The organism is Neobacillus sp. GCM10027624, assembly GCF_042675345.1.
Classification (GTDB): domain Bacteria; phylum Bacillota; class Bacilli; order Bacillales; family Cytobacillaceae; genus Neobacillus; species Neobacillus cucumis_D.
In genome coordinates this window covers 290,627-317,573 of sequence record NZ_JBHTHD010000002.1, presented here as the reverse complement: position 1 = coordinate 317,573, position 26,947 = coordinate 290,627, and the positions used below count along the sequence as shown (strand labels likewise).

23 protein-coding genes and 1 pseudogene are annotated in these 26,947 nt (G+C 38.1%); 18 read left to right on the top strand and 6 right to left on the bottom strand.

Annotated features, from left to right (window positions below):
• The first annotated feature begins 385 nt into the window (after positions 1 to 385).
• Positions 386 to 3,043, top strand: a complete 2,658-nt coding sequence (locus tag ACFQZ9_RS01585) for an SGNH/GDSL hydrolase family protein (protein WP_498942009.1) — start codon at positions 386 to 388, stop codon at positions 3,041 to 3,043.
• Positions 3,044 to 3,158: 115 nt separating this feature from the next.
• Positions 3,159 to 3,302 carry a hypothetical protein gene (locus ACFQZ9_RS01580; RefSeq protein ID WP_498942008.1) on the top strand — a complete coding sequence of 48 codons (144 nt, stop codon included), beginning with the start codon at positions 3,159 to 3,161 and terminating at the stop codon, positions 3,300 to 3,302.
• Positions 3,303 to 3,662: 360 nt separating this feature from the next.
• Here the strand turns inward: ACFQZ9_RS01580 and ACFQZ9_RS01575 are convergent, their stop codons facing one another.
• Positions 3,663 to 4,157: a PM1805 family lipoprotein gene (locus ACFQZ9_RS01575; RefSeq protein WP_498942007.1), complete on the bottom strand. Its 495-nt coding sequence runs from the start codon at positions 4,155 to 4,157 to the stop codon at positions 3,663 to 3,665.
• A gap of 550 nt (positions 4,158 to 4,707) precedes the next feature.
• On the opposite strand from ACFQZ9_RS01575, the gene ACFQZ9_RS01570 reads away from it, so the two are divergent.
• On the top strand, positions 4,708 to 5,304 hold the full coding sequence (locus ACFQZ9_RS01570) for a class I SAM-dependent methyltransferase (RefSeq protein ID WP_498942006.1): 597 nt from the start codon (positions 4,708 to 4,710) through the stop codon (positions 5,302 to 5,304).
• Positions 5,305 to 5,664: 360 nt separating this feature from the next.
• The gene (locus ACFQZ9_RS01565; protein WP_498942005.1) at positions 5,665 to 6,246 is read left to right on the top strand and encodes a hypothetical protein; all 582 of its coding nucleotides are present in this window, start codon (positions 5,665 to 5,667) and stop codon (positions 6,244 to 6,246) included.
• Positions 6,247 to 6,558: 312 nt separating this feature from the next.
• On the opposite strand, the gene ACFQZ9_RS01560 is transcribed toward ACFQZ9_RS01565, so the two are convergent.
• Together ACFQZ9_RS01560 and ACFQZ9_RS01555 are read right to left on the bottom strand one after the other, a co-directional pair.
• Positions 6,559 to 6,792 (bottom strand): hypothetical protein, encoded by a 234-nt coding sequence (locus ACFQZ9_RS01560; protein ID WP_498942004.1) that lies wholly within the window; start codon positions 6,790 to 6,792, stop codon positions 6,559 to 6,561.
• A gap of 13 nt (positions 6,793 to 6,805) precedes the next feature.
• Entirely contained in the window at positions 6,806 to 7,177 is a 372-nt protein-coding gene (locus ACFQZ9_RS01555; protein ID WP_498942003.1) for a hypothetical protein, read from the bottom strand.
• Positions 7,178 to 7,384: 207 nt separating this feature from the next.
• On the opposite strand from ACFQZ9_RS01555, the gene ACFQZ9_RS01550 reads away from it, so the two are divergent.
• The 3 genes from ACFQZ9_RS01550 (at position 7,385) to ACFQZ9_RS01540 (ending at position 9,452) form a co-directional block, all read left to right on the top strand.
• A complete protein-coding gene (locus ACFQZ9_RS01550; protein ID WP_498942002.1) occupies positions 7,385 to 7,579 on the top strand; it encodes a hypothetical protein in 195 nt (64 codons plus the stop codon).
• Positions 7,580 to 8,066: 487 nt separating this feature from the next.
• Positions 8,067 to 8,345, top strand: a complete 279-nt coding sequence (locus ACFQZ9_RS01545) for a hypothetical protein (protein ID WP_498942001.1) — start codon at positions 8,067 to 8,069, stop codon at positions 8,343 to 8,345.
• 492 nt (positions 8,346 to 8,837) lie between these two features.
• The gene (locus ACFQZ9_RS01540; RefSeq protein WP_498942000.1) at positions 8,838 to 9,452 is read left to right on the top strand and encodes a peroxiredoxin; all 615 of its coding nucleotides are present in this window, start codon (positions 8,838 to 8,840) and stop codon (positions 9,450 to 9,452) included.
• 135 nt (positions 9,453 to 9,587) lie between these two features.
• Here the strand turns inward: ACFQZ9_RS01540 and ACFQZ9_RS01535 are convergent, their stop codons facing one another.
• A complete protein-coding gene (locus ACFQZ9_RS01535) occupies positions 9,588 to 9,851 on the bottom strand; it encodes a MerR family transcriptional regulator (RefSeq protein ID WP_498941999.1) in 264 nt (87 codons plus the stop codon).
• A 103-nt stretch (positions 9,852 to 9,954) separates the two neighbouring features.
• Between ACFQZ9_RS01535 and ACFQZ9_RS01530 the strand changes: the two genes are divergently transcribed.
• From ACFQZ9_RS01530 to ACFQZ9_RS01510, 5 genes are all read left to right on the top strand, one after another.
• Entirely contained in the window at positions 9,955 to 10,314 is a 360-nt protein-coding gene (locus ACFQZ9_RS01530; RefSeq protein WP_498941998.1) for a zinc-binding dehydrogenase, read from the top strand.
• Positions 10,315 to 10,427: 113 nt separating this feature from the next.
• Positions 10,428 to 10,868 (top strand): cell wall hydrolase, encoded by a 441-nt coding sequence (locus ACFQZ9_RS01525; protein WP_026572891.1) that lies wholly within the window; start codon positions 10,428 to 10,430, stop codon positions 10,866 to 10,868.
• A gap of 267 nt (positions 10,869 to 11,135) precedes the next feature.
• Positions 11,136 to 11,975 carry a GNAT family N-acetyltransferase gene (locus ACFQZ9_RS01520; protein WP_498941997.1) on the top strand — a complete coding sequence of 280 codons (840 nt, stop codon included), beginning with the start codon at positions 11,136 to 11,138 and terminating at the stop codon, positions 11,973 to 11,975.
• A 514-nt stretch (positions 11,976 to 12,489) separates the two neighbouring features.
• Positions 12,490 to 12,831, top strand: coding sequence for a DUF485 domain-containing protein (locus ACFQZ9_RS01515; protein ID WP_498941996.1), 342 nt, complete (start codon positions 12,490 to 12,492; stop codon positions 12,829 to 12,831).
• Positions 12,828 to 14,381 carry a solute symporter family protein gene (locus tag ACFQZ9_RS01510; protein ID WP_498941995.1) on the top strand — a complete coding sequence of 518 codons (1,554 nt, stop codon included), beginning with the start codon at positions 12,828 to 12,830 and terminating at the stop codon, positions 14,379 to 14,381. The genes ACFQZ9_RS01515 and ACFQZ9_RS01510 overlap by 4 nt, the downstream gene beginning before the upstream one ends.
• Before the next feature lie 140 nt (positions 14,382 to 14,521).
• On the opposite strand, the gene ACFQZ9_RS01505 is transcribed toward ACFQZ9_RS01510, so the two are convergent.
• Positions 14,522 to 14,950 carry a DUF2383 domain-containing protein gene (locus tag ACFQZ9_RS01505; RefSeq protein WP_498941994.1) on the bottom strand — a complete coding sequence of 143 codons (429 nt, stop codon included), beginning with the start codon at positions 14,948 to 14,950 and terminating at the stop codon, positions 14,522 to 14,524.
• A gap of 203 nt (positions 14,951 to 15,153) precedes the next feature.
• On the opposite strand from ACFQZ9_RS01505, the gene ACFQZ9_RS01500 reads away from it, so the two are divergent.
• The 3 genes from ACFQZ9_RS01500 (at position 15,154) to ACFQZ9_RS01490 (ending at position 22,722) form a co-directional block, all read left to right on the top strand.
• Positions 15,154 to 18,786, top strand: coding sequence for a fibronectin type III domain-containing protein (locus ACFQZ9_RS01500; protein ID WP_498941993.1), 3,633 nt, complete (start codon positions 15,154 to 15,156; stop codon positions 18,784 to 18,786).
• Positions 18,787 to 19,073: 287 nt separating this feature from the next.
• The gene (locus ACFQZ9_RS01495) at positions 19,074 to 22,109 is read left to right on the top strand and encodes an efflux RND transporter permease subunit (protein ID WP_498941992.1); all 3,036 of its coding nucleotides are present in this window, start codon (positions 19,074 to 19,076) and stop codon (positions 22,107 to 22,109) included.
• 421 nt (positions 22,110 to 22,530) lie between these two features.
• Positions 22,531 to 22,722, top strand: a complete 192-nt coding sequence (locus ACFQZ9_RS01490) for a hypothetical protein (protein WP_498941991.1) — start codon at positions 22,531 to 22,533, stop codon at positions 22,720 to 22,722.
• A gap of 166 nt (positions 22,723 to 22,888) precedes the next feature.
• Here the strand turns inward: ACFQZ9_RS01490 and ACFQZ9_RS01485 are convergent.
• A pseudogene (locus ACFQZ9_RS01485) lies at positions 22,889 to 23,212 on the bottom strand (hypothetical protein); the annotation flags it as partial.
• A 99-nt stretch (positions 23,213 to 23,311) separates the two neighbouring features.
• Here ACFQZ9_RS01485 and ACFQZ9_RS01480 point away from each other — a divergent pair.
• Genes ACFQZ9_RS01480 through ACFQZ9_RS01470 form a run of 3 tightly spaced genes read left to right on the top strand, consistent with a single transcriptional unit; the run spans position 23,312 to position 26,865 of the window.
• A complete protein-coding gene (locus ACFQZ9_RS01480; protein ID WP_498941990.1) occupies positions 23,312 to 24,676 on the top strand; it encodes a spore germination protein in 1,365 nt (454 codons plus the stop codon).
• Positions 24,677 to 25,774: an SLC5/6 family protein gene (locus tag ACFQZ9_RS01475; protein ID WP_498941989.1), complete on the top strand. Its 1,098-nt coding sequence runs from the start codon at positions 24,677 to 24,679 to the stop codon at positions 25,772 to 25,774.
• Positions 25,771 to 26,865 (top strand): Ger(x)C family spore germination protein, encoded by a 1,095-nt coding sequence (locus ACFQZ9_RS01470; protein WP_498941988.1) that lies wholly within the window; start codon positions 25,771 to 25,773, stop codon positions 26,863 to 26,865. The genes ACFQZ9_RS01475 and ACFQZ9_RS01470 overlap by 4 nt, the downstream gene beginning before the upstream one ends.
• Positions 26,866 to 26,947 lie beyond the last annotated feature (82 nt).

The following is a 26,947-nucleotide window of genomic DNA, read 5'->3' as shown; positions in this document are numbered from 1 at the left end:
GTAGATTATTTATTTGTAAGTTTTCTATTTACTTGATTTAAACTTCAAAATAGACCATTCTAATTGGTTCTTTCATAACAAATGGAATATTGAAAATTTTAATGAAGCTGCAACAAAAGGAATTAGTGTTAAGCGTGATCACTTTGTTTTGTCCAACAGAATTATTAATAGTTAATTAGAATTATTAAATATAGCCTTTTCAGCTTGATGTAATCATATCCTATGTTAAATTACCTTTTTACCAAAGTATGGGTCTATTGTGGTCTCTTCTGAAATATATTTTTAATCGGGTTTTTAAGTCCTTCATACCATGTTGTTTTACCAGTCATTCATAGGTTTGTTGGACGAGAAAAGCCTAAACATTGTTATTCTCAGGAGGAATCAGATGACTTCAACTTTAGGAACACAATTTATCCCAATTGCAAAACCATCCATTACTATGAGCCCTAACACGATCTCTTCACTCACAACTTCGAGCCAGGACCGATTACAGTATCACAAAGCCGTTCTTGAATCGGTGGGAATTACTTCCCTTTCATCCCTTGGAACACTCAACTTATCAGGAAATTTAATACCTCAAGCAGGGCTAACAAGGCCTGATCCTAATTTGGCGGCCAGTCAGGTATACTTCCAGTCAGCGTATAAATTAACGAACACGGCGACTGCACCTGTACTTCAACCTGCAGGGGGCCAGGCTACTATACTTAAAGCCATTCCGTTACCATCGAAAACAGTAAGTGCTGCTTCTATATCAAGTCTTACAACCCAGATTAATGTAGATACCGCTTATTGGGTCGCTACAGAAATCAATTTACAGGACAATACGACCATTGTCCTCAAACAACCGCAGCATTATCTTATTTTAATTGCTGAAAAAATAACGGTTGGCCAAAATGTTACGTTTACATGGGAAAGGCCAAGTAAATTTAGTCCTGCTAAACCGATGAAACCACCAACGCCTCCCCAAGCGCCAACATCCACTACGCTTGTGGGCATTACAGGGACAAATGGCACACATGGTGTCAAAGGCGGCAGAGGTCCGGACGGAACGAGTGCTCCTGAATTGGAAGTATGGGTGCTTGATATGACTGGACGCCCTGCTTTTGATTTAAGAGGTCAGGATGGAACCACCGGTGGTGCAGGGCAAGATGGCGGGAATGGCGGCCAAGGAGGAAAAGGAAAACCTGCGCAATTAGACTGGGCAGGATTTTGCAAATCTGGGGCCGGTGCTGGCGGCAATGGAGGAGCAGGAGGAAATGCAGGTTTGGGCGGAGATGGAGGAAATGGGGGAACTGGAGGGAAGCTTTCCCTATATGCCCCACAGAGTGTGATCAGTCAATACCTTCAAGGTTTTTACATAACCGTCGATGGTGGACGTGGAGGAGCAGGGGGTCTGCCTGGCGAAAGGGGTTCTGGAGGAGCAGGAGGACCTGTTGGAGATTCTCTTAAAGCGAACTTCGGAGCCGTTTGCGGGCCTGGTTCCAGAACGGCAGGATCCAGAGGCCCGGATGGTGCATCTTCTACCCAAGGGTATTCAGGCTACGAGGGGGGGAAACTCCCAGATCCTATCAGTATGCGTGCCATCGATCGAGATGATTTCCTGAGAAAACTGCTTGAACCAGTTATTTTTGAAGCAACTCCTGCTTATGCCTTTGCAGGGGAAAGCATCACATTAAAAGGCAAGCGTTATACGAAAACCGATGTTGTGCTTATCGATGGTTCACCTGTACCAACAAATGTTTACAGTGATACGTCCCTGCAATTTTCCGCTCCTTTTATCAGAGGAGGGCAGCATACCATTCAGGTAAAACAGTCGGATGGAACGTTATCGAACAAAGCCTCTATGTATATTAAGCCTAAGGTCGATTCTGCTCAGCAGGATAACAAAGAAAATGAGCATATGCGAGTGATTCCAGGGCGAAAAGTAACGTTGATCGGCAGTGGATTTTCCGAAAATGCCATCGTCAGGATCAATGATCAGGATATGCCGGATGTTACTTTATTAAGCCCAACCCAGCTTGAGTTCACCTTAATCAGACCTGCCACAGTTGAACAAAATCCATCAGGAGAGCATGTGACCGCACGCGTGATTCTATCAGACGGAACTCCATCTAACACCCTCAATTTAGTGTTGGATACCTTTCATATGCTCGTCCTTGGTGACTCTGTTTCTTGGGGTCAAGGATTGTTCGAACAGGAAAAGCACTATTCCCTAGTCGGCAATGCGGTCAAAGCCCGGAATGGAAATATAGGATTCTATACCCAAGTACTTGCGCATTCAGGGGCGACCATTGGTGTAAATGATCATACAAATACTCCAGCAGTAGATGGAGAGGTGCCTGTTTCCTATCCGACCATTCTCCAACAGTGTAATTTATTTGTCGGCGATCCAGAGCAGGTGGATCTGATCATTATGGATGGCGGAATCAATGATGTGAATCTTCGAGTTGTTCTGAATCCATTTAATCAAGATGATTTGAGTGAGCTGAATCGGACGCAATTCCTTGATAATAGTAAAACTTTATTTACTGAAGTGGGCAAAACCTTTCCAAATGCCAAAGTCATTGTAACGGGATACTATCCTCCTGTTTCTGAGCATAGCGATCTAAGAGCTGTAGAAGTATTACTTGTTGCGTTAGGTATTGCGACAGAGGGAATACCAGGTGGTGTGGCGGCTGGATTTTTGACGGAACATCATCTGCAGATCATACATGAGAGAAGCTTGCAGCTTGCGAACGAGTCCAAATTGTATCTCCAACAGGCTGTAGATGAAACCAATACTACTCCGGAAGGAAAAAACCGATTTTTCTTTGCCGATCCTAATATTGGTGTAGAACACTCCGCACTTACCCCGGATCCTTATTTATTCGGGATTAATTTGGATATGTCACCCCAAGATTTTATCGCAGCTGAACGTCTGATCTCTTGTACAAAAGCAGGCTGTACCGGAATAGACTTTGAGATCTGTAAACGAGCCTCAATGGGCCATCCAAACAATAAAGGGGCAATTGCTTACGCAAATGCAATTTACCCATTTTTATAAGTAAGCAGAAAACAAATCCACTGAATTATAAAGAGTAAAACTAAGACCTTAACCTAATCAACTGAAGTGCCCCTCTTATTTTGGATTAATGATTCAATATAAGAGGGGTTTAAATTTGTTAATGAAAGGGTTTTTACAAGAAAAAAACCTATCTAGAAAAGGTTATTATGCGCCAAACATTGGTTTAATTAAAGATTTTTATGAAGATAAAGAATACGGCAGCAATGAAACCGTATTAGTCCAATTAAAAAATAAATAATCGTTGTTCGTGCAATATTCTGACCTAAAAATTAAAGATGAAAGAAAAATTGCAAGGATTTAAGTCAATCTATAAGATTGGCTTATTTTTATCAAATTTTTTTTAGAATTGGGAAGTTATGTTGGAGAGTTTTTCTTATTAATATTTGGGCCATATGTAGTTTATACGGTGGTGGATTTCGTGGTTTTGAAGAGCAGTGAAGGGACGGAAACCTTAACGGATAAGTGGTTAGGGACACGAGTTGTAGAGTACTGAAGGAGATTTATGAGAAAATCTTTAATCTAAGGGGACGGTTCTTCTGAGGTTTTTGGTTCAAGAGATGAATAAAATAAACCAAGAGAACCGTCCATGTGGAATTCATCAATCGTTTTTCTCAAATGTTAATTCATGCTTTTTCGCCAATTCCTTTAATGCGTTTTGATAATCTCTCATTAATTTTCTTGCTTCTGTTAATTTATTATTAGCAGCATTGACCTTATTCAGATCTTGTTCTTCAATCGCGCTGACAATCATTATAAAAGCGCTGTTCTGTAAATTGACTGCTTTCAGATAGATTTCATGGATATCACGGACTTCTTTTGTTTTAGGTTGGATGCTTTCTACTTCAGCAATATAGTCGCGGTATTTGGGGATTACTTCTTTTACCATTGTGTTATAGGTGGTTTCGTCATTTGTATAATTTGCACCCGTGACACTTTGATAAAGATTAATCACTTCTTTTTCTTTTTTCGCAAGCGGTTTTGTTTGTTTGTTTACGTAATTTTGTAAATCATCCTTGACTGGGTCATTCCCACAAGCAGTAAGAAGCGTCCCTAACATTAAAAAGAATAGAATGATGATGCTCTTTTTGTTCAATCTGATCACCCCCACGGACACTATATGCACCGGAAGAAATGTCCAATAACCATTTTATGGATACAACGTGGGAGTTATGGTTAAGTAAAAAAATGAATATAACAAGGGCGTCTGAGTCGAGTAAAACGGGGAAATTTTGTGGCTTTATTAAAAAAGTGCCAGGTATTCCTTTAGCAGAAAGGTTCCTGACACTTTTTAAGAAGGGGTTTGATGTTAATTTGTCCTAGCAAAATTATTATAGATAAAATAGTTTAACAAATTATGAACAAAACATTGCGATCGTATTAATATTAATATTTTTTTGGGATCATCAAGGATAGAACGCTCATTCGGTTTGAGACACCAAGTTTTTGAAACGAGTTATATGAAGGGGGGAGGGAGAATCCCTTTAAAGCTTTTTTTTTGCTATAATGACCACTATACAGCTATAATTTTGGCTATGATAAAGAACAATGTTGATTAGTAAACAAAGTTGAATGAAGCGAATTGCCTGAAGCGGAAAGCACCAATCTGGTTTAACAAAGCTTTTTAAAAAATTGGGGAGTGAAATATGGAGAATAATGTTTTTGAACAGATGGCAAAAAGATATGATACAGAGGAAAGAATTGAACTAGCTAAAGTGATCGTAAAGGAAGTAAGACCGGAATTACGAAATTGTAAATCAAAATCTTTACTAGACTATGGGAGCGGTACTGGTCTAGTTAGTCTAGAAGTATCAGATTTAGTAGCTGATATTTTGTTGGTAGATTCATCAAAAGAAATGTTGGAGGTTGCGAAAGCAAAAATTTCTCACAAAGGAATCAACAACTCCAGAGTGCTTTATTCAGATTTTACTCAAGAAACTCCTGAACTTAAGGCAGACATCGTTTTAATGTCACTAGTCCTTCTCCATATTCCGGATACTAAAAAGATTTTACAAGAATTGTTCAACATTTTAAATATTGGTGGCAAGTTGCTTATCATTGACTTTGACAAAAACGATAAAATCCATCATCCGAAAGTTCATAACGGTTTTTCGCATGACGAACTGAAAAAAAGATTATCTGAAGTTGGATTTAAATCAACTGAAATTAAGACATTCTATCATGGCAATCATATTTTTATGAATCAGGATGCCTCCATGTTTCTATCCAGTAGTATTAAGTGATTTCTTACTTTTTTATTTCTTGGTTCACACCATCTCTAAAAAGAACCAATCAAATCACAAAGGGGTTGGCTTTATCCCTTTGACCCAAGCTTCGCAATTTTTGGTTATACATACTTAAATAGGTAAATTTAAAAAGACCGAACATGGTCGATACCTATCCGGTCAATCAATATACGGTTCCCCTCAATAGGGGCAGTCGATTTAATGAGATAATCTACCCCCTAGGGTGGATTATTTTTTTGCTTAAATAACAATAAGCCACAATTAAACTTATCTAAAATTGAGTGGACAAGTTGAGACCTGAGCTTAGAAACCATGAAAATGTGGAAATAATAATAATTGAAAAGGTGGGGATATAATATGTATAAATTTATCTTAGCATTAACAGTAGTAGCAATTATGACAGGTTGCACAGTGAATAAAGAAGATGTCAACAAGCTAGTACACAAACCAGTTATAAGGGAAAAGAAAGAAGTAGAACAAAAGAAAGAAGTAGAACAAAAGAAAGAAGTACAAGAAAAAACAGCCGTTCAAGAAGATAAGAAGCTAGTTCAAAAGCATCCAAAGAAAAAAGAAAAAACTGTCGTTAAACAGCCAGTTGAGCAATCTAAAAAGGAAGGAAAGAAAATAGTAGAACAAAAGCCAAATATAGCAGAAAAGCCTATAGTAGAAGAAAAGCCGAAAGTTACGGAACAAAAACCAGTTGAGCCTGAAAAGCCAATAGCAATAGACCACATTAATTATAAAAGAATTGACGTTCCAAACAAACCATATTATATAAGACAGATTATTGTGATCACGAATAGACCAATAAAGAATGAAATGGAGTTTTTAACAATACGTTCTCAGATTCAAAGACAATTTGTTGTTGGAGATGATTGGAAATGGTATGGTTCAACTGTTATCGTAACAGATGCCCACAATTATTCAATTGGTGGTTAATTTTGGAACGAATCATAGGGCATTCAATCTTGCTGAAATCATTTTTCATTTCCAAAAACCTCATTTAGTTGTTCCTATATTTTAGATGAGGATTTACAATTTTAATTTCAAAAGAAAGTTTTCCCTTTAATTTCATTTCGGATCAATTAACATGGTGGATACAAGTCCGGTCAAGCAGTAGACGGGTCCCTCGAAAGGGGTCTGCTAATGGGGAAATAATCCACCTGAGCTGCTAATGAACTCATGGGTGGATTATTTTTGGGGTTAAATGACAGTATTTTTACGTATAAACTAGTAAATACAAGCATAATTTTATTGAGTTGGTCTACAAACCTTGCACGGATTTATAAAATTCATATCAATATCCTCACAAGTTTCTAAAGGTTTATAATAACCGTTTTTTTCTTCATTTATAATTACCTTTAAATCATAATTTTCTTTGGTAACATAAGAACAACTGGTTTTATGTAGTTTATTCCCATTTGCGTTATCGTAGATAATCACATATGGATATTTTAAAATCTCAGCAAATATCTTTATTGCCATCCTTGAACACCCCTCAAACCTTAAGTTCCTTCATTTTTTTAAGATACTCAGTCATCGCCCCATTGTATTTGTGCCGGGTATTACATAGATTCGGATCTTTGTTTCCGGTATTTCTAGGTAAAATAGAATAATGTACACGGTCCTTCACAGCATAATGATGTGCTTCAAAAACCCCTGCCAAAAGGTTTTCCACATAAGGGAGTCGCTCATAAATCGCATTCACTGTTAGATCTTGTACATCAGGAAATTTTTGATGGATTTTTTCTGCTAATTCAAAGGTCAGACGCTTTGATTCCTTTAAGTCCTTATATTCAATTGTTTGACGATATAAAGGAATTAAGTCTAATATATGCCTTTGTTCTCTTTCACTCCATTGCTTGGACATGAACTTTCACCTCTTTTTCATCCTATTGATTATATATTCTATGATTAAAGACCTAATTCCTTGAATAGGAAATAATACTTTTCTACATTTTTACAAATAAATGACCCTTTATACTTAAAACTTTTCCTATTTTTTATTTAAATCTTAACCCTACTTAAACGTAGTGGTATAATTTACCTAAATTCATAAAACGTGGGAGATAAATACATGACTGCATACATTGGAAAAATAGTTTCATTGCCAAGGAACTTAAGAGGAAGGAGTCTTCATATCAATGTAATTCCGACTGTATGTAATATAAAAAATATGCTGGATAAGTTGATAGCAGTTGAAGGAGACGTTTCTCAACTAAAACAGTGGGAGAAAAGAAGTTATAAAGCCTACCAAATAGACAAAATATAATTAGATTTAATGGCTGCTTCAAAGTTAAGCTCATTAGAGCGCATATACTAAACGGAGACCCAAATGACTTCGGAGCAAGCTGCATAGATATATACTTGGTTGCCTACTGTGCACAAAATTATCAACCTGGTAAACAAGCGTTTTTTGAATATGTATATAAAAATGGAATTACAGATAAACAAAATTCAGCACAAGCGATTTGGCAAGTTGGAAAAGGGGACGGAACTTATTTAGGCTTATTAAATGAAGACGGTTGTATAAGGGACTGGGACTTTTTTGAACAATGGATAGAGGGCTAAATTAAGATGAACAAGAGGTCTGGATTCATTCTTAAACATGGTTATAAACTTGGCATTATTGGAAGCTACCAATCTCTTAAGGAGAGAATATTAGGATATTCAGATCACTCAATATTTATAAATTAAGTAATTCTTTAATGGCCTTACATAGACGAAAAGATAAAAATTTTAGTTTAGGAGAGATGAATATGAGTAACGTAATAAAAGCAACAAAATATTGTAACCTTTTAGCTCAAGGCACAACTCAAGAAGGCGAAGATATATCAGCAGTAGAGAAAATTTTTATTAAAGCTCTTAAACGTGAGGAAATTAGGTTCGCATGGTATAAGGAAAAGAATGGGGTAAGGTATTTTCAGCCGAGACCGCTTGATTTAACAGAAGATGAACTCTTTGATTTATTAAAAGATGGTGTAAATAAGGGAGTTTTTTCTGAAAAATTTAGGGAAAATCTTAAAGAAGTTCTTTAGAATGTTTTATATAAATAAAAAGTTTGCCCCATCAATTAGAATCGGTCATATATTGGAAGAATCAATTATAGAAGATGAAGCTCAAGAGGCAAAGTTTCTGCATATTAGCCGAGAAAACCCACCTCATATGTAGAAGAAAGCCGTTGAGCGTATTTTAAGGAGAATCATATAACCGAAATTACCTGCCACAATACTGGTTATGCAATGGGATTATTAAGAAAATCAAACGATTCAACCCCCTTGTTCAGCAAGGGGGTTAACTGGTTTATCTGCCCCAATTTATCGAATTTTAAAACGCCAGAAGAGCTCTACATATGAATAAATGATTTGCATTTATTAAGAGCGGTTCAGATTATTTAATAAGAAATAAAAGATATATCCTAAATAGGCTCAATTGGACAATAAACTATGCATACAATATGTATCGAAAATACAAATCATGAATAAAAAGTCGCAATATTTCACTCAGGAGTAATGAATTGAGGTGAAAAAATGGAATTTAAAGATGAGAATTTTTTAAGAGACAGTGTCCAACCATTTTGTGCACAAACAACTGATATAGCACCTCTTTTTGAGGCAGAAGCTTACGACCATGAAGAAAAGAAAATTAAAAAGATACATCTTGAGAGTTATCGTGGAAAATGGGTTATCTTATTTTTTTATGCAAGTGATTTTACTTTTGTTTGACCGACAGAATTAGCAGCGGTCGCTGCTATTTATGATCAACTGAAGTTTCTAAATACAGATGTACTCGCTATAAGCACAGACAGTGTATATTCCCATAAAATTTTTACTGAGGTTTCCCCTTCTGCCTCAAAGGTGATGTTTCCACTATTAAGTGACCGAACACATGAAATCAGCAAAGCATACAGAGTTCTAAACGAAAAAGCAGGGGCCGCATTACGAGCAACCATCATTATCGATCCAGAGGGAATAATTGTTACAAAAATCATAAACCCTTTAGAAGTTGGTAGAAATGTTTATGAAATATTAAGGGTAATTCAAGGCATACAATATGGTAGAAGGACTGGAGAAGGAATACCTGCCAATTGGGTGCCAGGGCAACCTGGTATTGTTAGGGATCCAAAGTACATCGGGAGGATTTAGGGTATTTTTGGATATAAGTCAAATTAAATTGAAAATGATTAAACATAAATAGACTAAGGGTTTTTTGTAAAGATGGGATTGCTACTGTAATCCCGTTTTCTTATATTATTAGCAACCCTTAATGAGCATTCTCATTTAATTTTTTACCAATGGGCAGGAGGTACTTGGGATTTTATCATTTTGCCAATGGGCAGGATTGGTAGCATCCGGGATCACTTGATTTATAATGTCATGATAATGTTTTTCTTTATGCGTAATAAATTCCGCCATTAGTTTTACTTCTTCTAATTGAGCAAGAACCGCCTCTTTTTGCTTCCGAATCATTTGATAGCGTTCCTCAATGGTTGAATTGCCTTCCAAACATAGGTCTACATATTTTTTGATGTCTTCTACTGACATACTACATTTTTTAAATTTTTTTGCGCCTGTAAGCCAGTGAATGGAGTCGTCATTAAAAATACGATTATTATTTTTATCACGCTGTATAGTGACGAAAGGCAAGGTGAAGAAAGGAGAGACCGTTCTGATCCCCGGCGTTGGCGGAGGCGTAGCTACCTATCTCGTTCAGTTTGCAGCTGCACTTGGTGCTGAAATTTACGTGACATCCAGCAAAGAAGAAAAGATTGAAAAAGCAAAAAGCTTCGGTGCAATCGGAGGGGTTAACTCCACATTAGATGATTGGCACGAGGAATTGGAAAAATTAACGGACGGCATAGATCTATCCGTCGACAGTATTGGCGGTGAAGTGTTCAAAACATTGGTGTCACTTGGCAAGATCGGAAGTCGAATCGTCAGCTTCGGTGCAACGAGAGGCCCGGTTCCAAATCTCCTCCTGCCAAGTATGACTGTCAAAGAAATGTAGGAAGCCTCCGTTTTCTGTTCTGAGGGGGGGTAAGAGTGAATTCAACATTCATAATATTTAAAAAATGACATGACTTTAGGCTTTTTTTCATACAATATTTTTGGGGTGGAAAAATGCCAAGAGTAAATTACCGAAGCTCAGATGTTGATGTAATGGCAAGGATGATGAGAGCAGAAGCCGAAGGTGAAGGAAAACAGGGAATGTTATATGTTGGAAATGTAATTGTGAATCGTCTTGCAGCAAATTGTTTAGATTTTAAAGGTTTAAGAACAGTTCCCCAAGTTATTTTTCAAGTACAAGGAGGAAATTTTTCCTTTGAAGCCGTTCAAAAAGGGAATGTATTTTATCAAAGATCAAGGACTGCTGAAAGAAGATTAGCAAAACAGAATTTGGATTATTGGAGAGACCACCCAGCGAAATATGCCCTATGGTATTTTAATCCACATGCTCCATGCCCTCCAACATGGTACGATCAACCTCAATCTGGTCAATTTAAACAACATTGCTTTTATGAACCAAAAGCTGGAACATGTGATAGTGTTTATAGTGGTTAAGCTTACTCTTAGAGTAAGCTTTTTTACATATTTTGAATATTTACGTAATAAAAAACATGTTTATTTATGCTTTACAGTACTTCAATCAATGGGGCTCTTCCAACATATTTACTTTACTCCTGAAATTTTTATGTATTAAATCATTTTGAAATACTTGAATGCTTGTTTAATATCTTCCTGTTTATAAAGGGGACATGGGTTAGTACTTGATCTTTATGATAAATTAAAAGAGCAATAGAATAGGATTAACGGCAAGGGGAGAGCATAATGGAATTTATTAAGGGATATAGAGAAAATGTGGTATTAAGGAATAGCTTTAATGAGCTGGCATTGAAAACCTTTGGAATTGAATTTGAGGATTGGTACAAGGAGGGTTATTGGACGGATAAATACATACCTTATTCGCTGATTGATCATGGGAAAGTGATTGCCAATGTTTCTGTTAACCTGCTTGAGTTGGATATTGTTGGCCAGAGCGTACCAGCTATTCAAATTGGAACTGTCATGACGGACAAAGAGTATCGAAATTGCGGGTATTCAAGGCTGCTCTTGGAAAAAGTGATCGAAGACTATAAGCATATTGAAGTTATGTATTTATTCGCAAACGACACAGTCCTCGACTTTTATCCGAAATTCGGTTTTGCAAGAATGGGAGAAACGCTGTTTAGTTTAGAAATTCAGCCTAAAAGCAACACTCTTCCTCCAAAAATCCAAGATTTAAAGTTTATTTATGAAGCCGCTGCAAAAAGGAAACCCGCTACTCAATTCGGGACTACGGGAACTGAAGAATTGCTGATTTTTTATGCTATGAAGGTGTTTACAGAGGATATTTACTATCTTAAACAGGAACAGGCTCTCGCTATTTGCCAACATGAGGGGGAAACACTGCACCTGTATGATGTTATCTCTGAGCGACAGTTGGATCTACTACATATTATCAGTCAGTTGAGTACTGATGAAACCACAAAAGTGGTCTTTCACAATACTCCTGAAATCGCTGAGGCTCAAATGGGAGAATCCCAAGGTGGGAATGTCCTATTTGTCAGAAATACTGGCAATATCAGATTTCCTAAACATTTTAAACACCCAATCACCTCACAGGCGTAGGCTATTTATAATGTGTTTGGCGGTTATAAAGCATTTGTGGGATATTTAAATTTGAAATTGGAAATAACACCCTATAATGTCATATTAAAAAACAGCAATTTTTACATAGTAAATCAAATACAAAAACGCTTGGATTTTTTTCCAAGCGTTTTTTAAGTCTTTCTATTAATCTAACGACCATTCGTTTAATTTCAAAAATTCAACGATAATACCTTGTTCTTTGATATAAAGGTAGTGAAAGAAGCATTTTTGTATTTAATTGAAGCAAATTATTAGGGGAAAATAATATTTTCATATAATTCTAAAAATTTTAAAAATATCATTTACATAAATTTTCAAGTATGCTATATTCTGTAGAGTGTATAACAGTTTCGCACACAACCGTAGTAGAAATGTATTATTAATAGCGATGAAGGGAGGATTATCAGGCACTATTAAGGGTTATATCTCATGAAAAATATGTATCGTTAATTTAGTGAAACTTTTAAAAAATGTTATAAAATGAGGTGATAGGATGCAACAAAAAATTCAAGAACTGCCTGTACAAAAAAATATCTCTTATGAAGGATTAATTCAAACGAAAGAATTCAAAGAATTGGTCCAAAGGAAAAAAACATTTATCCTTCCAACAACAATCTTTTTTCTTATTTTTTATTTCACACTACCCTTATTAGCGGCCTACACGAAGGTCCTGCACACAGAAATTGTTGGACCGATTACAGGTGCATGGATTTTTGCTGGATTACAATTCTTACTTGTATGGGTATGCGGTTTTATTTATGTAAAAAAATCAGAAAAGTATGATAATTTAACGAAGGCTATTTTACATAAATATCGAGGGGAGCTTAGTGGATGAGTACACTTTCAATCTTACTATTCATCGGAATTATTGCATTAACATTGGCCATTACTTATTTCTCTTCAAAGAAAACCAAAAGTACCAGTGATTTTTATACAGCTGGAGGAGGACTTACCGCAACACAAAATGGCCTAGCCATCGCTGGGGATTTTATGTCGGCAGCATCCTTTTTAGGAATAACCGGAGCGATTTCCTTAATTGGATTTGATGGGTTTTATATGAGTATTGGAAATTTATTAGGTTTTCTTTTCTTACTTTATTTAGTTGCGGAACCGATGCGCAATTTAGGTAAATACACATTGGCCGATATGATTACCGCTCGTTTTAAATCCAATAAGGTTCGTGGTACGGCAGCAGCCAGTACCCTTGTCATTTCAATTTTTTATATGATTGCCCAATTGGTCGGCGGCGGCGGACTGATTAGTTTAATGCTGGGGATCGATTACTGGCTTGCGGTCGTGATTGTTGGAGTCTTAATGACGATATATGTCATTTTTGGCGGGATGACAGCAACGAGCTGGGTGCAAATTACAAAGGCCGTGCTATTGCTTGGAGGCTCATTTGTGTTAACCCTATTAGTATTTGCAAAGTTTGACTTCAGCATCATTCAAATGTTCCATCATATTAAATCGGCCAGTCCATTTGGTGCGGAATTGGCGAATCCGGGAAATAAATACAGCAATGGATTGGACATGATATCTCTTAACATGGCACTTGTCCTTGGAGTCGCAGGGCTGCCCCATCTGCTGATTCGCTTTTTTACTGTAAAAGATGCTGCAACGGCAAGAAAATCGGTGGTTTATTCTACTTGGATTATCGGAGCGTTCTTTCTAATGGTTGTCTTCCTCGGATTTGGTGCAACAGTTTTTGTCGGCTGGGACAAAATTGTGGCCGCTAATCCCGCGGGGAATTTGGCCGCGCCAATGTTAGCGCTTTCTGTAGGTGGAGACTTTCTATTCGCTTTTATTTCCGCTGTTGCTTTTGCAACCATCCTTGCCGTTGTTTCGGCTCTTGTATTAACGTCTGCCTCCGCTTTTGCGCATGATATTTATGGGCAAATTATTAAAAAGGGAAAAATTAACGAGAAGCAACAAATGAAAGTAGCGCGTATTTCTTCTATTATTGTAGCCGTTGCATCTATTCTTTTAGCATTAGTTGCAAAGAATTTAAATGTTGCGTTTTTATCCGTACTGGCCTTAGGAATTGCGGCAAGTGCCAACCTGCCTGTCATGTTATGTACAATCTACTGGAAACGCTTTAATCAGATGGGTGCCGTGACAGGAATGGTAGTTGGATTAATTAGCTCGGTAGTGCTTGTTTTGTTAAGCCCAAATGTTTGGAACCCTGAAGCGGGGAAGGCGATTTTAACAGGAACGCCTTTATTTCCCTTAGCAAACCCAACTATTTTTACCGTTCCACTCGGTTTTATTGGTGCATATTTAGGAACTGTCCTTTCATCTAGGAAGAAGACGGAAAAAGGATCCTTTGAAGAAGTGTTATTTAAATCAAACACTGGATTTGGAATTAGCGTACCAAAAGAACATTAAATAGTTGAAATTTTTAACAATCGGTCACATTACTTGAACAGCCGTGCTGCTATAGCCGGCTGTTTGATTCTCCAACACAAGGTGCAGGTATATGAAATGAGATGACCAACAAGGATGAAAGTCTTTAGCATCTTGATTTCTTAATGAATTAAATGCCTTAGCTGTTCAGCATGTCTTCGACTGTCATTAATTGTTTCATCGGCAATTTGTTTACTGCTAGGATCTAAATCACCTTTTACAAGCTCTGCTGAATAGTGGACTCCATATTTGTCCAAACTCTCTATAGCTTCCTCTATGATTCTTCTTTCATTATCAGGGATCATAAATTTATGCATAAAGCTAATCATTGATCCAGAGACCCCTTCATCGTCAGCTGGAACTCCTCCAAGATTCTGAATTTGTTCTGCTAGTTTTTGGGCATTTTGCTTTTGCTCTTGCTGAATTTGTTGAAAGTTTCTTTTTAAATCATGATTGTTTAACTTTTCGATATATTGTTCAAAACCATGTATTCCCATATATGTACCTCTTAATAATGTGTTTAATTCCTCAATAACTGTCTTATTTATCATAGTCTCACATTCCCTTTTTCCTTATTATGATACTTTTGGCTTGGATTATCCGTAGTATTAACTTAAAACATGCGAAGCCACAATAGTAAAAATTACTAGTATTCAAAATTGACGAGAATCCTTTTTATTTAAGTATAATATTTATATAGGAATTTTATCGTTCCATTTTACTAGAGTGAGAGATTTGAAAGGAAGTCTGGGAAATGCATAGGAAAAGTTTTATGATGTTCATGGTTTTTCTGCTCATGCTCGGAAGTGTACCGGCAAACCTTATTCAGTCAGCACATGCTGAAGCCATTCAACAATCAGAGGTGCCAGTTGGGTATATTCCAATTTATACTGCGGAGGACCTGAATACAGTCCGTACGAATCTTAGCGGAAAATATATTATCATGAATGATATCGATTTAACAGAAGCTACCGCAGAAAATGGTGCGTTTTACAATGAGGGGGCGGGCTGGATTCCAATAGGAACGGATACCTCACCCTTTACTGGGACTTTCGATGGGAATGGCCATGAAATAATCGGGCTAAATCAGTCGATCAAATCGGACAAGGTGATTTATGCAGGGTTGTTTGGATATGTTAAAAATGGTAAAATTCTCAATCTTGGTATGGTAAACAGCAAGATTGACGCTGAAAATACTTCGCTCGATTCGGCAACCTCACAAACGTACGCAGGTGGAATAGTGGGGTACGGCTACAATGTAACGATTACTGGAAGCTACAATTCCGGGAACGTGGCTTCCCATTCACTTTTCGATGGCTATGCGGGCGGGGTTGCGGGCTATGTTTCGAGCGTATACAATGCTTTTTCAACGATTTCTAATAGCTATAACAGCGGGACAATCCAAGGAAAAAGCTACACAGGCGGAATTGCTGGACAAACCTACAGGACGCAAATCAGCAACGTATACAATACAGCTGATTTAAACCCGACTGAGAGTAAATATACTGGTGGAATTGCGGGCTATTTATCTTCAAGCACCACGGTATCAGATGCAAATAATAAGGGGAATATCCAATACCAATATCGAGGAGGCGGCATAGCAGGATATGCGTCGTCAAGTTCCTCTATCAAAAATTCATCAAATGAAGGGGATTTAATTGGTACAGCCAGTTCATCGATTGGCGGAGGAATCCTCGGTGATGGCTACACCGTCACAATTGGTCAAACATATAACAATGGAGACATCACTAGTACGGCACAAAGTTCATATGGGGGAGGGATTGCTGGTTCTCTAAGCTCTAATTCCTCCATTAGCGAATCATACAACAATGGCGAAATAAATGTACAAAGTTACGCTGGCGGGATTGCTGGTACTATGTATAGTTCCGTCATCAGCCAAGTCTATAATACAGGAACAATTTCAGGGCTATTTTCAGGTGGAATTGTTTCCTACAGTTCCAGTCTGACAATCCTGAATAGCTTTAATATTGGTACACTAAAAGCCAGAAGCGATATGGGTGGAATTGTTGCTATTGCCAGATCTGGTACTTCTATTAAAAATACTTACAATGTTGGTCTGCTTCAGCCTGCTAGTTCTACCTATATAGGAAATAAAGGTGGTATCGTAGGAGAAAACGAGGGGATCATTGAGAACAGCTATTATTTGGACAAAGCGGGCAAAGGAGTGGGCACTGGAACAACGGACGGGACAATGGGGCTTTCCTTCGAGCAAATGAAAGATTCAGCAACCTATCAAGGGTTTGATTTTAATTCGGTATGGCACTTGGATACGAATTCTGAATTTCTTTTTCCATCCCTGGGTGCGGCACCAGGAGCTGAATCGGAACGCAATATTGATGTTTCCATCGCTTCTCTCCCTGAAAAGCTAAAGTATATTGAAGGGGAAGAGCTTGACCTAACGGGTGCAAAGCTCGATGTAAAAACAAACCACGGAAACTCAAAAGTGATCGATGTGACGAAGGACATGGTGACGGGATTCGATTCGAATTCGCCGGGAAATCAGACGGAGACACTTAAGGTCACCTATGATGGGCTCACGGCAACTTTTGTCGTCACGATTACAGCTAAATATACTGTAACGTTTGTAGATTACGATGGAACCGTTTTAAAACGCGAAGAGGTCATCGATGGAGGGTCTGCGACTGCCCCTGAGGTTCCGGTACATGAGGGCCGGACCTTTGACGGCTGGGATACTGATTTCATAAATGTCAGGGATAATTTATATATTAAAGCAAAGTACACGGTTCACTCGTATACCGTAACGTATAGAGATGGAGATTCTATACTATGGACAGAAACCTACAAGTACGGCGATAAGGTCAGTGAGCCTCAACCGCCAGTAAAATCGGGATATGCGTTCCTAAATTGGTATAAGGATCAGGAATTCCAAAATTTGTACTCGTTTTCCGACCCTGTAAAGTCAGATGAGATCCTTTACGGCAAATTTGCCAAAATTCCGGATCGGGTAGAAAATATCGTGGTCAAACCCAGCTTAGACTATGCAAAGGTAACTTGGTCTCCGATAAACGGTGCTGATGGCTATAGCGTGTGGTGGACAGACTCGCCAAATGAATATTTCTATGGAACTTATATCAGTGCGGACACGACGGAGAATACGATCTCTGGTTTGACACCCGGAAAAACCTATTATTTCAAGGTAACGGCGTATCGGATGGTAGATGGAAGGCAAATTGACAGCCCGGATTCCAAGCTCGTAAGTGGGAGGACATACCTTGCGGGAGTCACCAACCCGAAAGCAGCTGCGGTTGGTTCCGATAAGGTGAAGTTAACTTGGGGACAATCTGCGGATGCGACAGGCTATGAAATTTATCGGGCGGATTCAAGCAATGGTGCGTATAGCAAGGTTACAACCATCACGGAAAGCTACACCTTAAGTTATCTAAATACTGGATTACTGCCGGGAAGAACCTATTATTATAAGATCAGAGCATACCGGGAACTTGATGGCAGCAAATATTATAGTGAATTTTCAACTGTAGTCAGTGCAAACCCGATCATTTTAGGTGTGTCAGCCAAAGCGGCCGTGGCCAGCTACGACAAGATGAAACTGTCCTGGAACCGATCACCCGAGGCGACAGGGTACGAAATCTACCGTGCCTACTCCGTTACGGGATCATACAGCAAAATTGTTACCATTACTGACAATAGCACCGTTAGTTACACGAACAGCGGCCTTTTGACAGGAAAAAGGTATTATTATAAGATCAGGGCATATCGGACTATCTCTGGTAAAAATTACTATAGTACCTATTCGGGAATCGTCAATGGGATGCCGGTGCTGTCGGGAACGGCCGCAAAGGCAGCTTCAGCTGGATACAACAAAGTGAAAATAAGCTGGAAACCTGTCTCAGGAGCAAACGGCTACCTGGTCTACCGGGCCACCTCAAAAACCGGAACGTACTCCACTATTAAGACAAGCACTAGTAGCAGCACCGTCAGCTACACTAATACTAGTCTTACTTCTGGAAAGACTTATTACTATAAGGTAAGAGCTTATCGGGTCGTTTCCGGCAATAAGGTCTACGGCACGTACTCAAACATTGCGAGTGCAAAACCAGTCTTGGCTGCACCAATAAAAATCTCGCTTGCAAAAGCAAGCAGCACAGCTATAAAAGTATCTTGGTCCAAAGTAAGTGAAGCATCTGGATACGAAATCTACCGGTCCACCAATAAAACCGGTACTTACGCTAGGATCAAAACAATCACTTCGGCTTCAACCACGAGCTATAAAAACTCATCCCTGACAAAACGCAAAACGTACTATTATAAAGTTCGGGCATATAAAGTGGTCAGAGGAAAGAAGATTTACAGTTCGTATACAACCATTGCTTCTTATAAGTTATAAAAGATAAAAAAGGGCGCTAATCATGAATAAAATGATTGGCGCTTTTTATGTATGTGAAAAGGGGCTTTCCCCTCCATTCCTATGACTTTTTAAATGACTATCCTCACTATTCACTGTGATTCGCAGGCATTACACTAATTCTAGTTGGGAAATGTTTCTAGGTCTCTAGTCGTAGGGAATTTTACAACACCCGCCCGAGGCTTAAGGATCGATGGAGAACCTATAATGAAAAAGGGAACTGGTGAAATGTGGAAGTCTTAAAGATCGTAATGGAGGGGAAATAAGTTATGCAGTCGTGGATCAAATTTTCTTTAAAGAACGCAGGGGTTATTTTTATCGCCATGCTATTGGTGATCGTGGGTGGTATCTATTCCGTCAAAACGATGAAGATGGAGTCGATGCCGAATGTCGACATCCCTTATATTATTGTACAGGTTCCATATGTTGGTGCTACGCCGGAACAAGGATTAGAGGATATAGGAAAGCCACTTGAGACGACGCTGTCGGGAATCAAGAAACTGGATAATCTCTATATTGAATCTCACAGCAATGTGGTTGTCGGGATTCTCGAGTTTGAAATGAGCAAGGACATGGAGGAAGCTGAGAAAGATGTGACGACAGCTGTCGCTACGATCAAGTTGCCGGAAGGTGCCGAGAAACCTCAGATCTTAAAGGACGGTCCTTCTGCCATGCCGGTCTTTCAGTTTGCGCTTTCTTCAGAAACAGCGGGTCAATCCGACCTGACACAATATATCAATGAACACATCAAGCCTGCCTTAACTGGAATCGACGGAGCAGGAACCATTGATTTCAATGGCGAGACTGAAAAAGAAGTGGCCGTTAAACTTGATCCCAAAAAGATGAAGAAGTACGGGATTTCTTATGAGACCGTCAAACAAACCTTTTTAGCACATCATTTTTCGTTTCCTGCCGGGCAGATCAATGTTGATGATCAAACCTTGAATGTACTGGCAGATTTCAAGCTCGATTCTGTACAGGATGTTCAAGATATTCAAATTTTGGCTCAAGGTCCTAATGGACTTGAAAACGTGAAATTGTCGGAGATTGCCGATGTTTCTTATAGCAATAAAAAGGAACAGGTTTATACCCGATTGAATGAGAAGCCAGCCGTTTTGGTGGAAATGAAAGCACAACCTGGTTCCAATACCGTTGAATTGGTGGGAAAAGCGAAGGAAGCACTGGAAAAATTAGATCTTCCAGCTGGCTATACTTTAACCAAATTATATGATACCTCCAAAGAAGTAAAAACATCGGTCGATGGGATGCTTCGCGAGGTGTTGCTAGGTACATTGTTTGCGGTTATTGTGACATTCTTGTTTTTACGGAATATCAGAGCAACCGTTGTCGCTGTGCTTTCGATTCCATTATCGATTCTGGCTTCGATGGTGACGATGAAATATTTTGGCTACAGCTTAAATATGATGACCTTGGCTGGAATAGCCGTCGCTGTCGGCCGGGTGATTGATGACTCGATTGTTGTCATTGAAAATATCTACCGCCGGACCCTGACTAGTCCTAAACGGGATGAGCGGATGGTTTTGACGGCTGCCAAAGAAGTGGGTGGAGCAATTACCTCATCCACTCTGACAACGATTGCTGTGTTCGGACCACTTTCATTTGTACCAGGGATTATTGGCCGATTCTTTGCACCGTTTGGCATCACAGTCATCGTCGCGCTTGCGTTTTCTTTGATTGTCTCTTTGACCGTCGTGCCATTGTTAGCGAAATTATTTTTGCTGCGGATTAAGCACAAAGAGGTGAAAGAATCCTGGTTTGAAAAAGCCTATAAGCACACTTTGTCCTGGGTATTAAATCGTCGGGCCGTGACGATTGTGCTTGCGGTGGTAATGTTTGCAGGCTCGCTCGCCTTGGTACCGATGATTCCGAAGAACTTTTTACCACAGGAAAAAGCCGTTTCCTATCGATTAACCGGGGAATTACCCGATGGAACCTCATTGGAAAAAGCCAATGAGCTGGCAATGAAAGTAGAAAAGATATTATCTGAAGAAAAGAATATTAAAAATGCACAAACGATTGTGAGCGGGGACTTTATTCGTTTTTCCATCGATTTAAAGGATGATGTGACGAAGAAACAAGTAAATGATTTTGAAAAGAATGTCCGATCTAAGGTGGAAAACTTGGACGATCAGATGCAGGTGGCACTGGCTCCTGTCGGGATTGTCGGAACAAGCGGTCTGGCCCTGATAGTAGAGGGTGGCAATGCCAAAGATTTAGAGACCGCTGGGAAAAAGATTGTTGATAAAATCAAGGATGTAGAGGGATTAGAAAATGTCGAGTCGAATCTTTCTGGTGTGAAGGAACAGCTGCAGTTGTCAATTAATGATCAGAAAGCTGCTGAAAAAGGGTTGAGTCCGATTATGGTGGCCGGCTTCGTTAGAGAGCTGATTGCTGGCGATCATGTGGGAGATATGCAAGTTGAAGGGAAAACAACAAGTGTTAATCTGTTATTGAACAGTGGTTCACGTGACTCTATTAAAGATATTTTGAGTCAGAGAATGAGTAATCCGATGGGGCATCAAGTAAGTCTTTCTGATGTAGCAACACTTACGAAGCAGCCTAGTCCTTCAGCTTTGTACCGGTTAAATCAGCAGCAATATGTACAGGTTTCGGGCCGGATTACCACTGATAACTCTTCAGGCGTGCAAGCGGAGGTAGAGAAGCGGCTTAAGACGCTAGATTTGCCAAAAGGGATAACCTATCATTCCGAAGGCCAGGCGCAAGCGATGAATGAAGGATTCACCAATATGACCATTGCAATGGCAGTTGCGGTTGTGCTTGTGTTTATCGTGATGCTGGTGGCATTTGGAAATATGGTCATGCCGATGGCGATTCTATCCTCTCTGCCGTTCTTGTTCTCGGGCGGTTTACTAGGATTGTATCTAACAGGGCAGGCTTTAGGGATGCCGGCACTGGTTGGATTCTTGATGTTAATCGGAATCGTTGTGACAAATGCAATTGTGTTAATGGAGAGAGTAAAGCAGAACGAGAAGAAGGGTATGGAGATCAAAGCTGCTTTGCTTGAGGCAGGGAAGACCCGAATTCGCCCAATTTTGATGACAGCATTGGCGACGATTGGTGCGCTGTTGCCTTTAGCTCTCTCCAGTGAAGGTGGATTGATCTCAAGGTCTTTGGCGATTGTCGTAATTTCAGGACTCTTAACTTCGACCTTGTTAACCTTGGTGATTGTACCAACAACGTATCATATTTTGAGGTCAATTAAGACGAGATTAAATAGGAAGAAGGAAGCAGTCGCGTCCACCACAACAAGAGGTGTGTCGTAGAATTTTGAATGATGGAGTGAAGTAGGGGGGAGAAGTGTTTGATCGCACTTCTCTTTTTACGCCCTATTTTATGCCCTTTAGCCACTATTGGATGGAGGGTAAAAAAATTAAATGAGGCACCTATTGCCTTAGATGATAAGGGAACAAAAGTGAATACCTGGATTTGCTAGATTGGAGTGAACGAACATGGCGCTGATAAAATCCGCATTTCATCTGATTAACCTGTCCATTCCAAAGTTTTCTAAATTAATATGATAAATTATAACACGATAATAATAGATTCTGTTGTTAAAAGTTTGAAATCGGCGCCTTCAAGAAAGATAAGGGAGGAAACTAGAGTCAATTATCTTATGGACAAAGCTAAACATGAAGTGGATAAGTGTGGAAATTTGTTGAATATGCAGGTAAAAGGAGGTTGACAATGTTAGCCAAAAAAAATTTGGACCGTCGAATTTGTGATATTGAGTCGGAATCTAAAAATACTCAAACCTACCGAGAATTTATTAAACAAAGTGAAAATGAGTTTGGTTTAAGACCTAGGAATTTAGACAATATGAGTACTGAACAATTGAACGAGTATTTAGATTTCCTAGATTTCTTATGGGGAAAGTAATTAGCCATATCGAAATAATGTGCAATAAAAAGGATCATGTTCACAAACGGTCAATAGGAAAACATGAGACTGCTGAAAAAGTGGTCTTTTATTCTTTCTCACAAAACAGAACGTTTGTAAGTATAAAAATATTTGGGGCGATCCGCCCCCGTTGATTTAAAAATTTTTATTTAATCCATTTCTTAATTATGAAACCTACGCATAATCCCGGTATGACAAATAACATTGGAAGCCAAACAGGTCCAAATAAAATCCCAAATAAGCGAAGATTTGATGAATAAATACATCCAACAGTTACAAAAAAGGCTGAAAATACAAACGGAAGGAAAGCATGCTTATCTTCTCCTCCCCCTGAATCCTTGAACGCATCCCACATAGCAAAGAAATACTGACATGGATAGAACATCAACCATTGATAATTAGCTTGTTCAATCGCTTTTTTTGTGTCCCCGTGAAAACTTAACATAATGATAGTGTTAAAATTCCCCTGCTTTGGAAAACAATGACTATGGAAGTCGATTTGATTTAGCATTCCATTATTAGCATAATTTGGTTTAGCTCAGTGGAAGATATGTAGGGGTGCGTATTTATGAGAAGGCAGAAGGAAAAAATTCATAATTTGAAGCAAGAACTTCAAGATACAAGTGATTTAATTGTTCATTCATTTGAATATTTCAATCAAGAAATAAGTTTGGTATATCTTCAAGATATATGTGATGCAGAAAAAATTAAGAGCGATATTATTCAGCCATTGATGATGTGTGAAAGAGAAAGCAAATATCTTTTACACCTATTGTCTTTAACAACAAGTAAAGAAATTCAGCAAAATGAAGATTTTCAGAGTCTTATCCTAGACGGGAATGTCCTCGTATTTATATCTAATTCTATCTATTCATATAAGGTCTTACGTATAGTCAATAACAACCCTGAAGAAGCGACTGTTGAAATGTCTGTACAGGGGCCACAAAAAGCTTTTACTCAGGATCTACATACAAATATTGCATTAATTCGAAAAAGGTATCCTTCTAATAAGGTAATGGTGGAATATCAAGAGGTAGGAACATTATCAAAGACCAAAATCGCTTTACTGTATGATGTTGACTATGCAGATTTCAAGGTCTTAGAAGAATTAAAGAAGCGTCTTAGCAAGATTGATATGGATGTAATTCAAGCTGCCGGCCAATTAGATAACGCATTAACAAAGGGGAAAATTCATTTATTCCCAACCATTATGATTACAGAAAGACCTGATAGAGCAGTAATAAATCTTTCCCAAGGGAAAATTGTCCTTTTAATTGATGGGACTCCTTTTACATTATGTCTCCCGGCCATCTTCTTTGATTTCATGTCTTCCATGGATGATATGTACCATGCCTTTTGGGTAAAGAAACTCATGCTAGTTGTGCGGTATGCAGCACTTCTTATTACACTACTCCTGCCTGCATTATATATTGCTATTACTTCATTTAATCCTGAAATACTGAGATCCCAGCTTACCTTAACCATTGCTGGCAGTCGGGCTGGTGTTCCATATCCTTCCTTTTATGAAGTTATTTTCATGATGTTAGCAGTGGAAATGCTAATCGAAGCGAGTATAAGACTTCCCAAAGCAATTGGACCAACTGCAACAACAGTAGGTGGACTTATTTTAGGGCAGGCTGCCCAACAAGCAGAACTTGTAAGTTCCATTATGATTATCGTCACAGCTTTTGTAGCAATTGCAAATTTCACCATCCCCATTAACGCAATGAGTTTTGCTATTCGATGTATTCGGTATCCATTAATGTTACTAGCTTCTATTTTTGGATTGGTCGGTCTTGTAGGTGGAATAATTGTTACTCTTTGTATATTAGTCGATCTACGGAGTTTTGGAACTCCATTCTTGTCAATCTATTGGGGTTCTACTGAGAAAATAGAGTCCATAACCGAGAATCCAAAGGAGGGTCATAACTAGTTGGTTCGTCATTTTTTCTATACGGTTATGTTAACCATGATGTTAAACATCATTATAAACGTACCATCGATATTGATTCAGGATCGCTTTGATGGAATTATTATGTCGATTCTCTGTAGTTTATTAATTGGCAGCCTTTTTGTTTTTTTATTCACCATTGCGATGAGTAAATTTCCACAAAAAGGATTACCGGAAGTTTTTCACGAAAAGCTACCTGCCTTTATTCGCAACCCTTATTTAGCATTTTTAGGAATCATGTGGATGGCTGCTGGAGCCTTTGCACTTATTTCATACAGTTATGTGATTAAATTATATCTTAATCCAGATATGAACCTGAAAGTCATACTTACTTTTCTGCTTTTAGTTATTATTTTCGGGGCAACTAAAAAAACAGATTCTATATTATTTCTAATTGAAATAATCGTATTAACCGCTACTCCTTTGGTGGTTTTTATTTTATTTAAATCTTTTACAAGTAAATATTTTTATACAGAACATATTTTTAAAATGCTTCACAATATATGGCAAATGCCTAGTTTTAGCTCCATCTCTGCTGCCACTTATATTTTTATCGGTTATATTAATTTGGCCATTATTAATCGATACATTGATTGCAAACGGGTTGTAAAGTTTCTATGGACTCTTCCTATCATTGCATTTCTTGTGATTACCTCTACATTTTTTATTCCAATTGCTTTTTTAGGAGTTAATGGAGTAAATGATGTTGTGTTTCCCTGGATATTTATCACGGATTCTTTAAGAATGGAATTTGGGTTCATTGAGCGTGTTCTATATTTAATCCTCTGTTTGTACCTTTTACTCATCCTCTTGTTTGGAATATTAACATGGCATATTGGATTAAAACTATTAGAGGGAATGTTTATTTTTAAAACTAAGCAAAAAAACAAAAAGAGTAGAGGAAAATTCTACTCTCTCGGTTTCTTAATTTGCTTTGGTATTTTAACTGTTATTCTCCAAACAATAACGAATCAACGAGAATTTTTTTATATCATTAAGATCTGGTTAAATATCCGTTTTCCTGCGGAGTTAATGTTAGTCGGTTTAGTATTTTTCTTATCTTGGAGGCAAAAAACATGAAGTATTGCTTCATATTCATTCTAGTCATCTCTACATGTTTTTTGACTGGGTGTCAGTTTAATGATCTTGACAAACGGTTCTTTGTGACTGCCATTGGAATTGGTAAATCACAGGATGAAAAAAAACCTTACCGTGTGATCGTGAAATTAGCCATCCCGTCAGCACAGGTCGAACCAGGAAAATCAGAATTCCAAACCATAGCTAGGGAATCAAATTCAATTCCTGAAGCCATTAGAGTAATCCAATCAATGGTAGATAAAAAATTAGATTTTGGACATTGTAGGGTGTTAATTCTAGATAAAGACATTCTGAATTATGACCAATTGTCTTTGATGAAATGGTTTATTAAGCGTCCTGATATACAAGGTATCTCATATGTTGCAGTTGGAAAACCTTCAGCAGAAAAAGTCCTTTCCTGGAAAGTGAAATCGGAGAGATTGCCTTCAAATGCCTTAATTTTGTCTTTTAATGAGGTTACAAATAATTCTCCTTACGTAATATCTGAAATTCTTAATGATTACTATATGAGACTAAGAGAGGATGGAATAGATCCTTATTTACCGATTATTGAACCAATTAAAGGATCCTTTAGAATTAATTCATCAGTTGTATTAAAAGGGAAAAAATTAAAAGCTGAATTAAATCGAAATGAAACAAGACTATTAAATGAACTGTTAAACCCAAATAAAACTACACTTATTAATGTTGGGAAAGGGAAGGATAAGTTCTTCGTTAATGCTGAACATACAAAAACGAAAATGAAGATTGTAACACCCAAAAATGGAAAACCTTACGTAGATGTCCAAATCAAAATCCAGGGATTTGTGGAAGAGTCCGAACAAAGTCTTCATCATTTAAGCGACATAAAAGAGTATGAAAAAAGAGCATCTATATTAATAAGCACGAGAGTAAAAGAATTTCTTGTACATCTACAGGAGCTAAAAGTAGATCCACTTGGCCTTGGACTAAAATTTCAAGCGAAAAATGGTTTGACTAAAAATGTTTCAGATACATGGGGGGATATTTATCCCACCCTAGAATTTCATGTGAATTCAGAAATAAGATTAAAAGGCACTGGTTCGATGTATTAAATGGTTAATAGTAGGGTTTGACTCGAAAAAATTCATACTCTACTGAACTTAGTTGTCCTTTAATTAACGGGTACCATTGTTA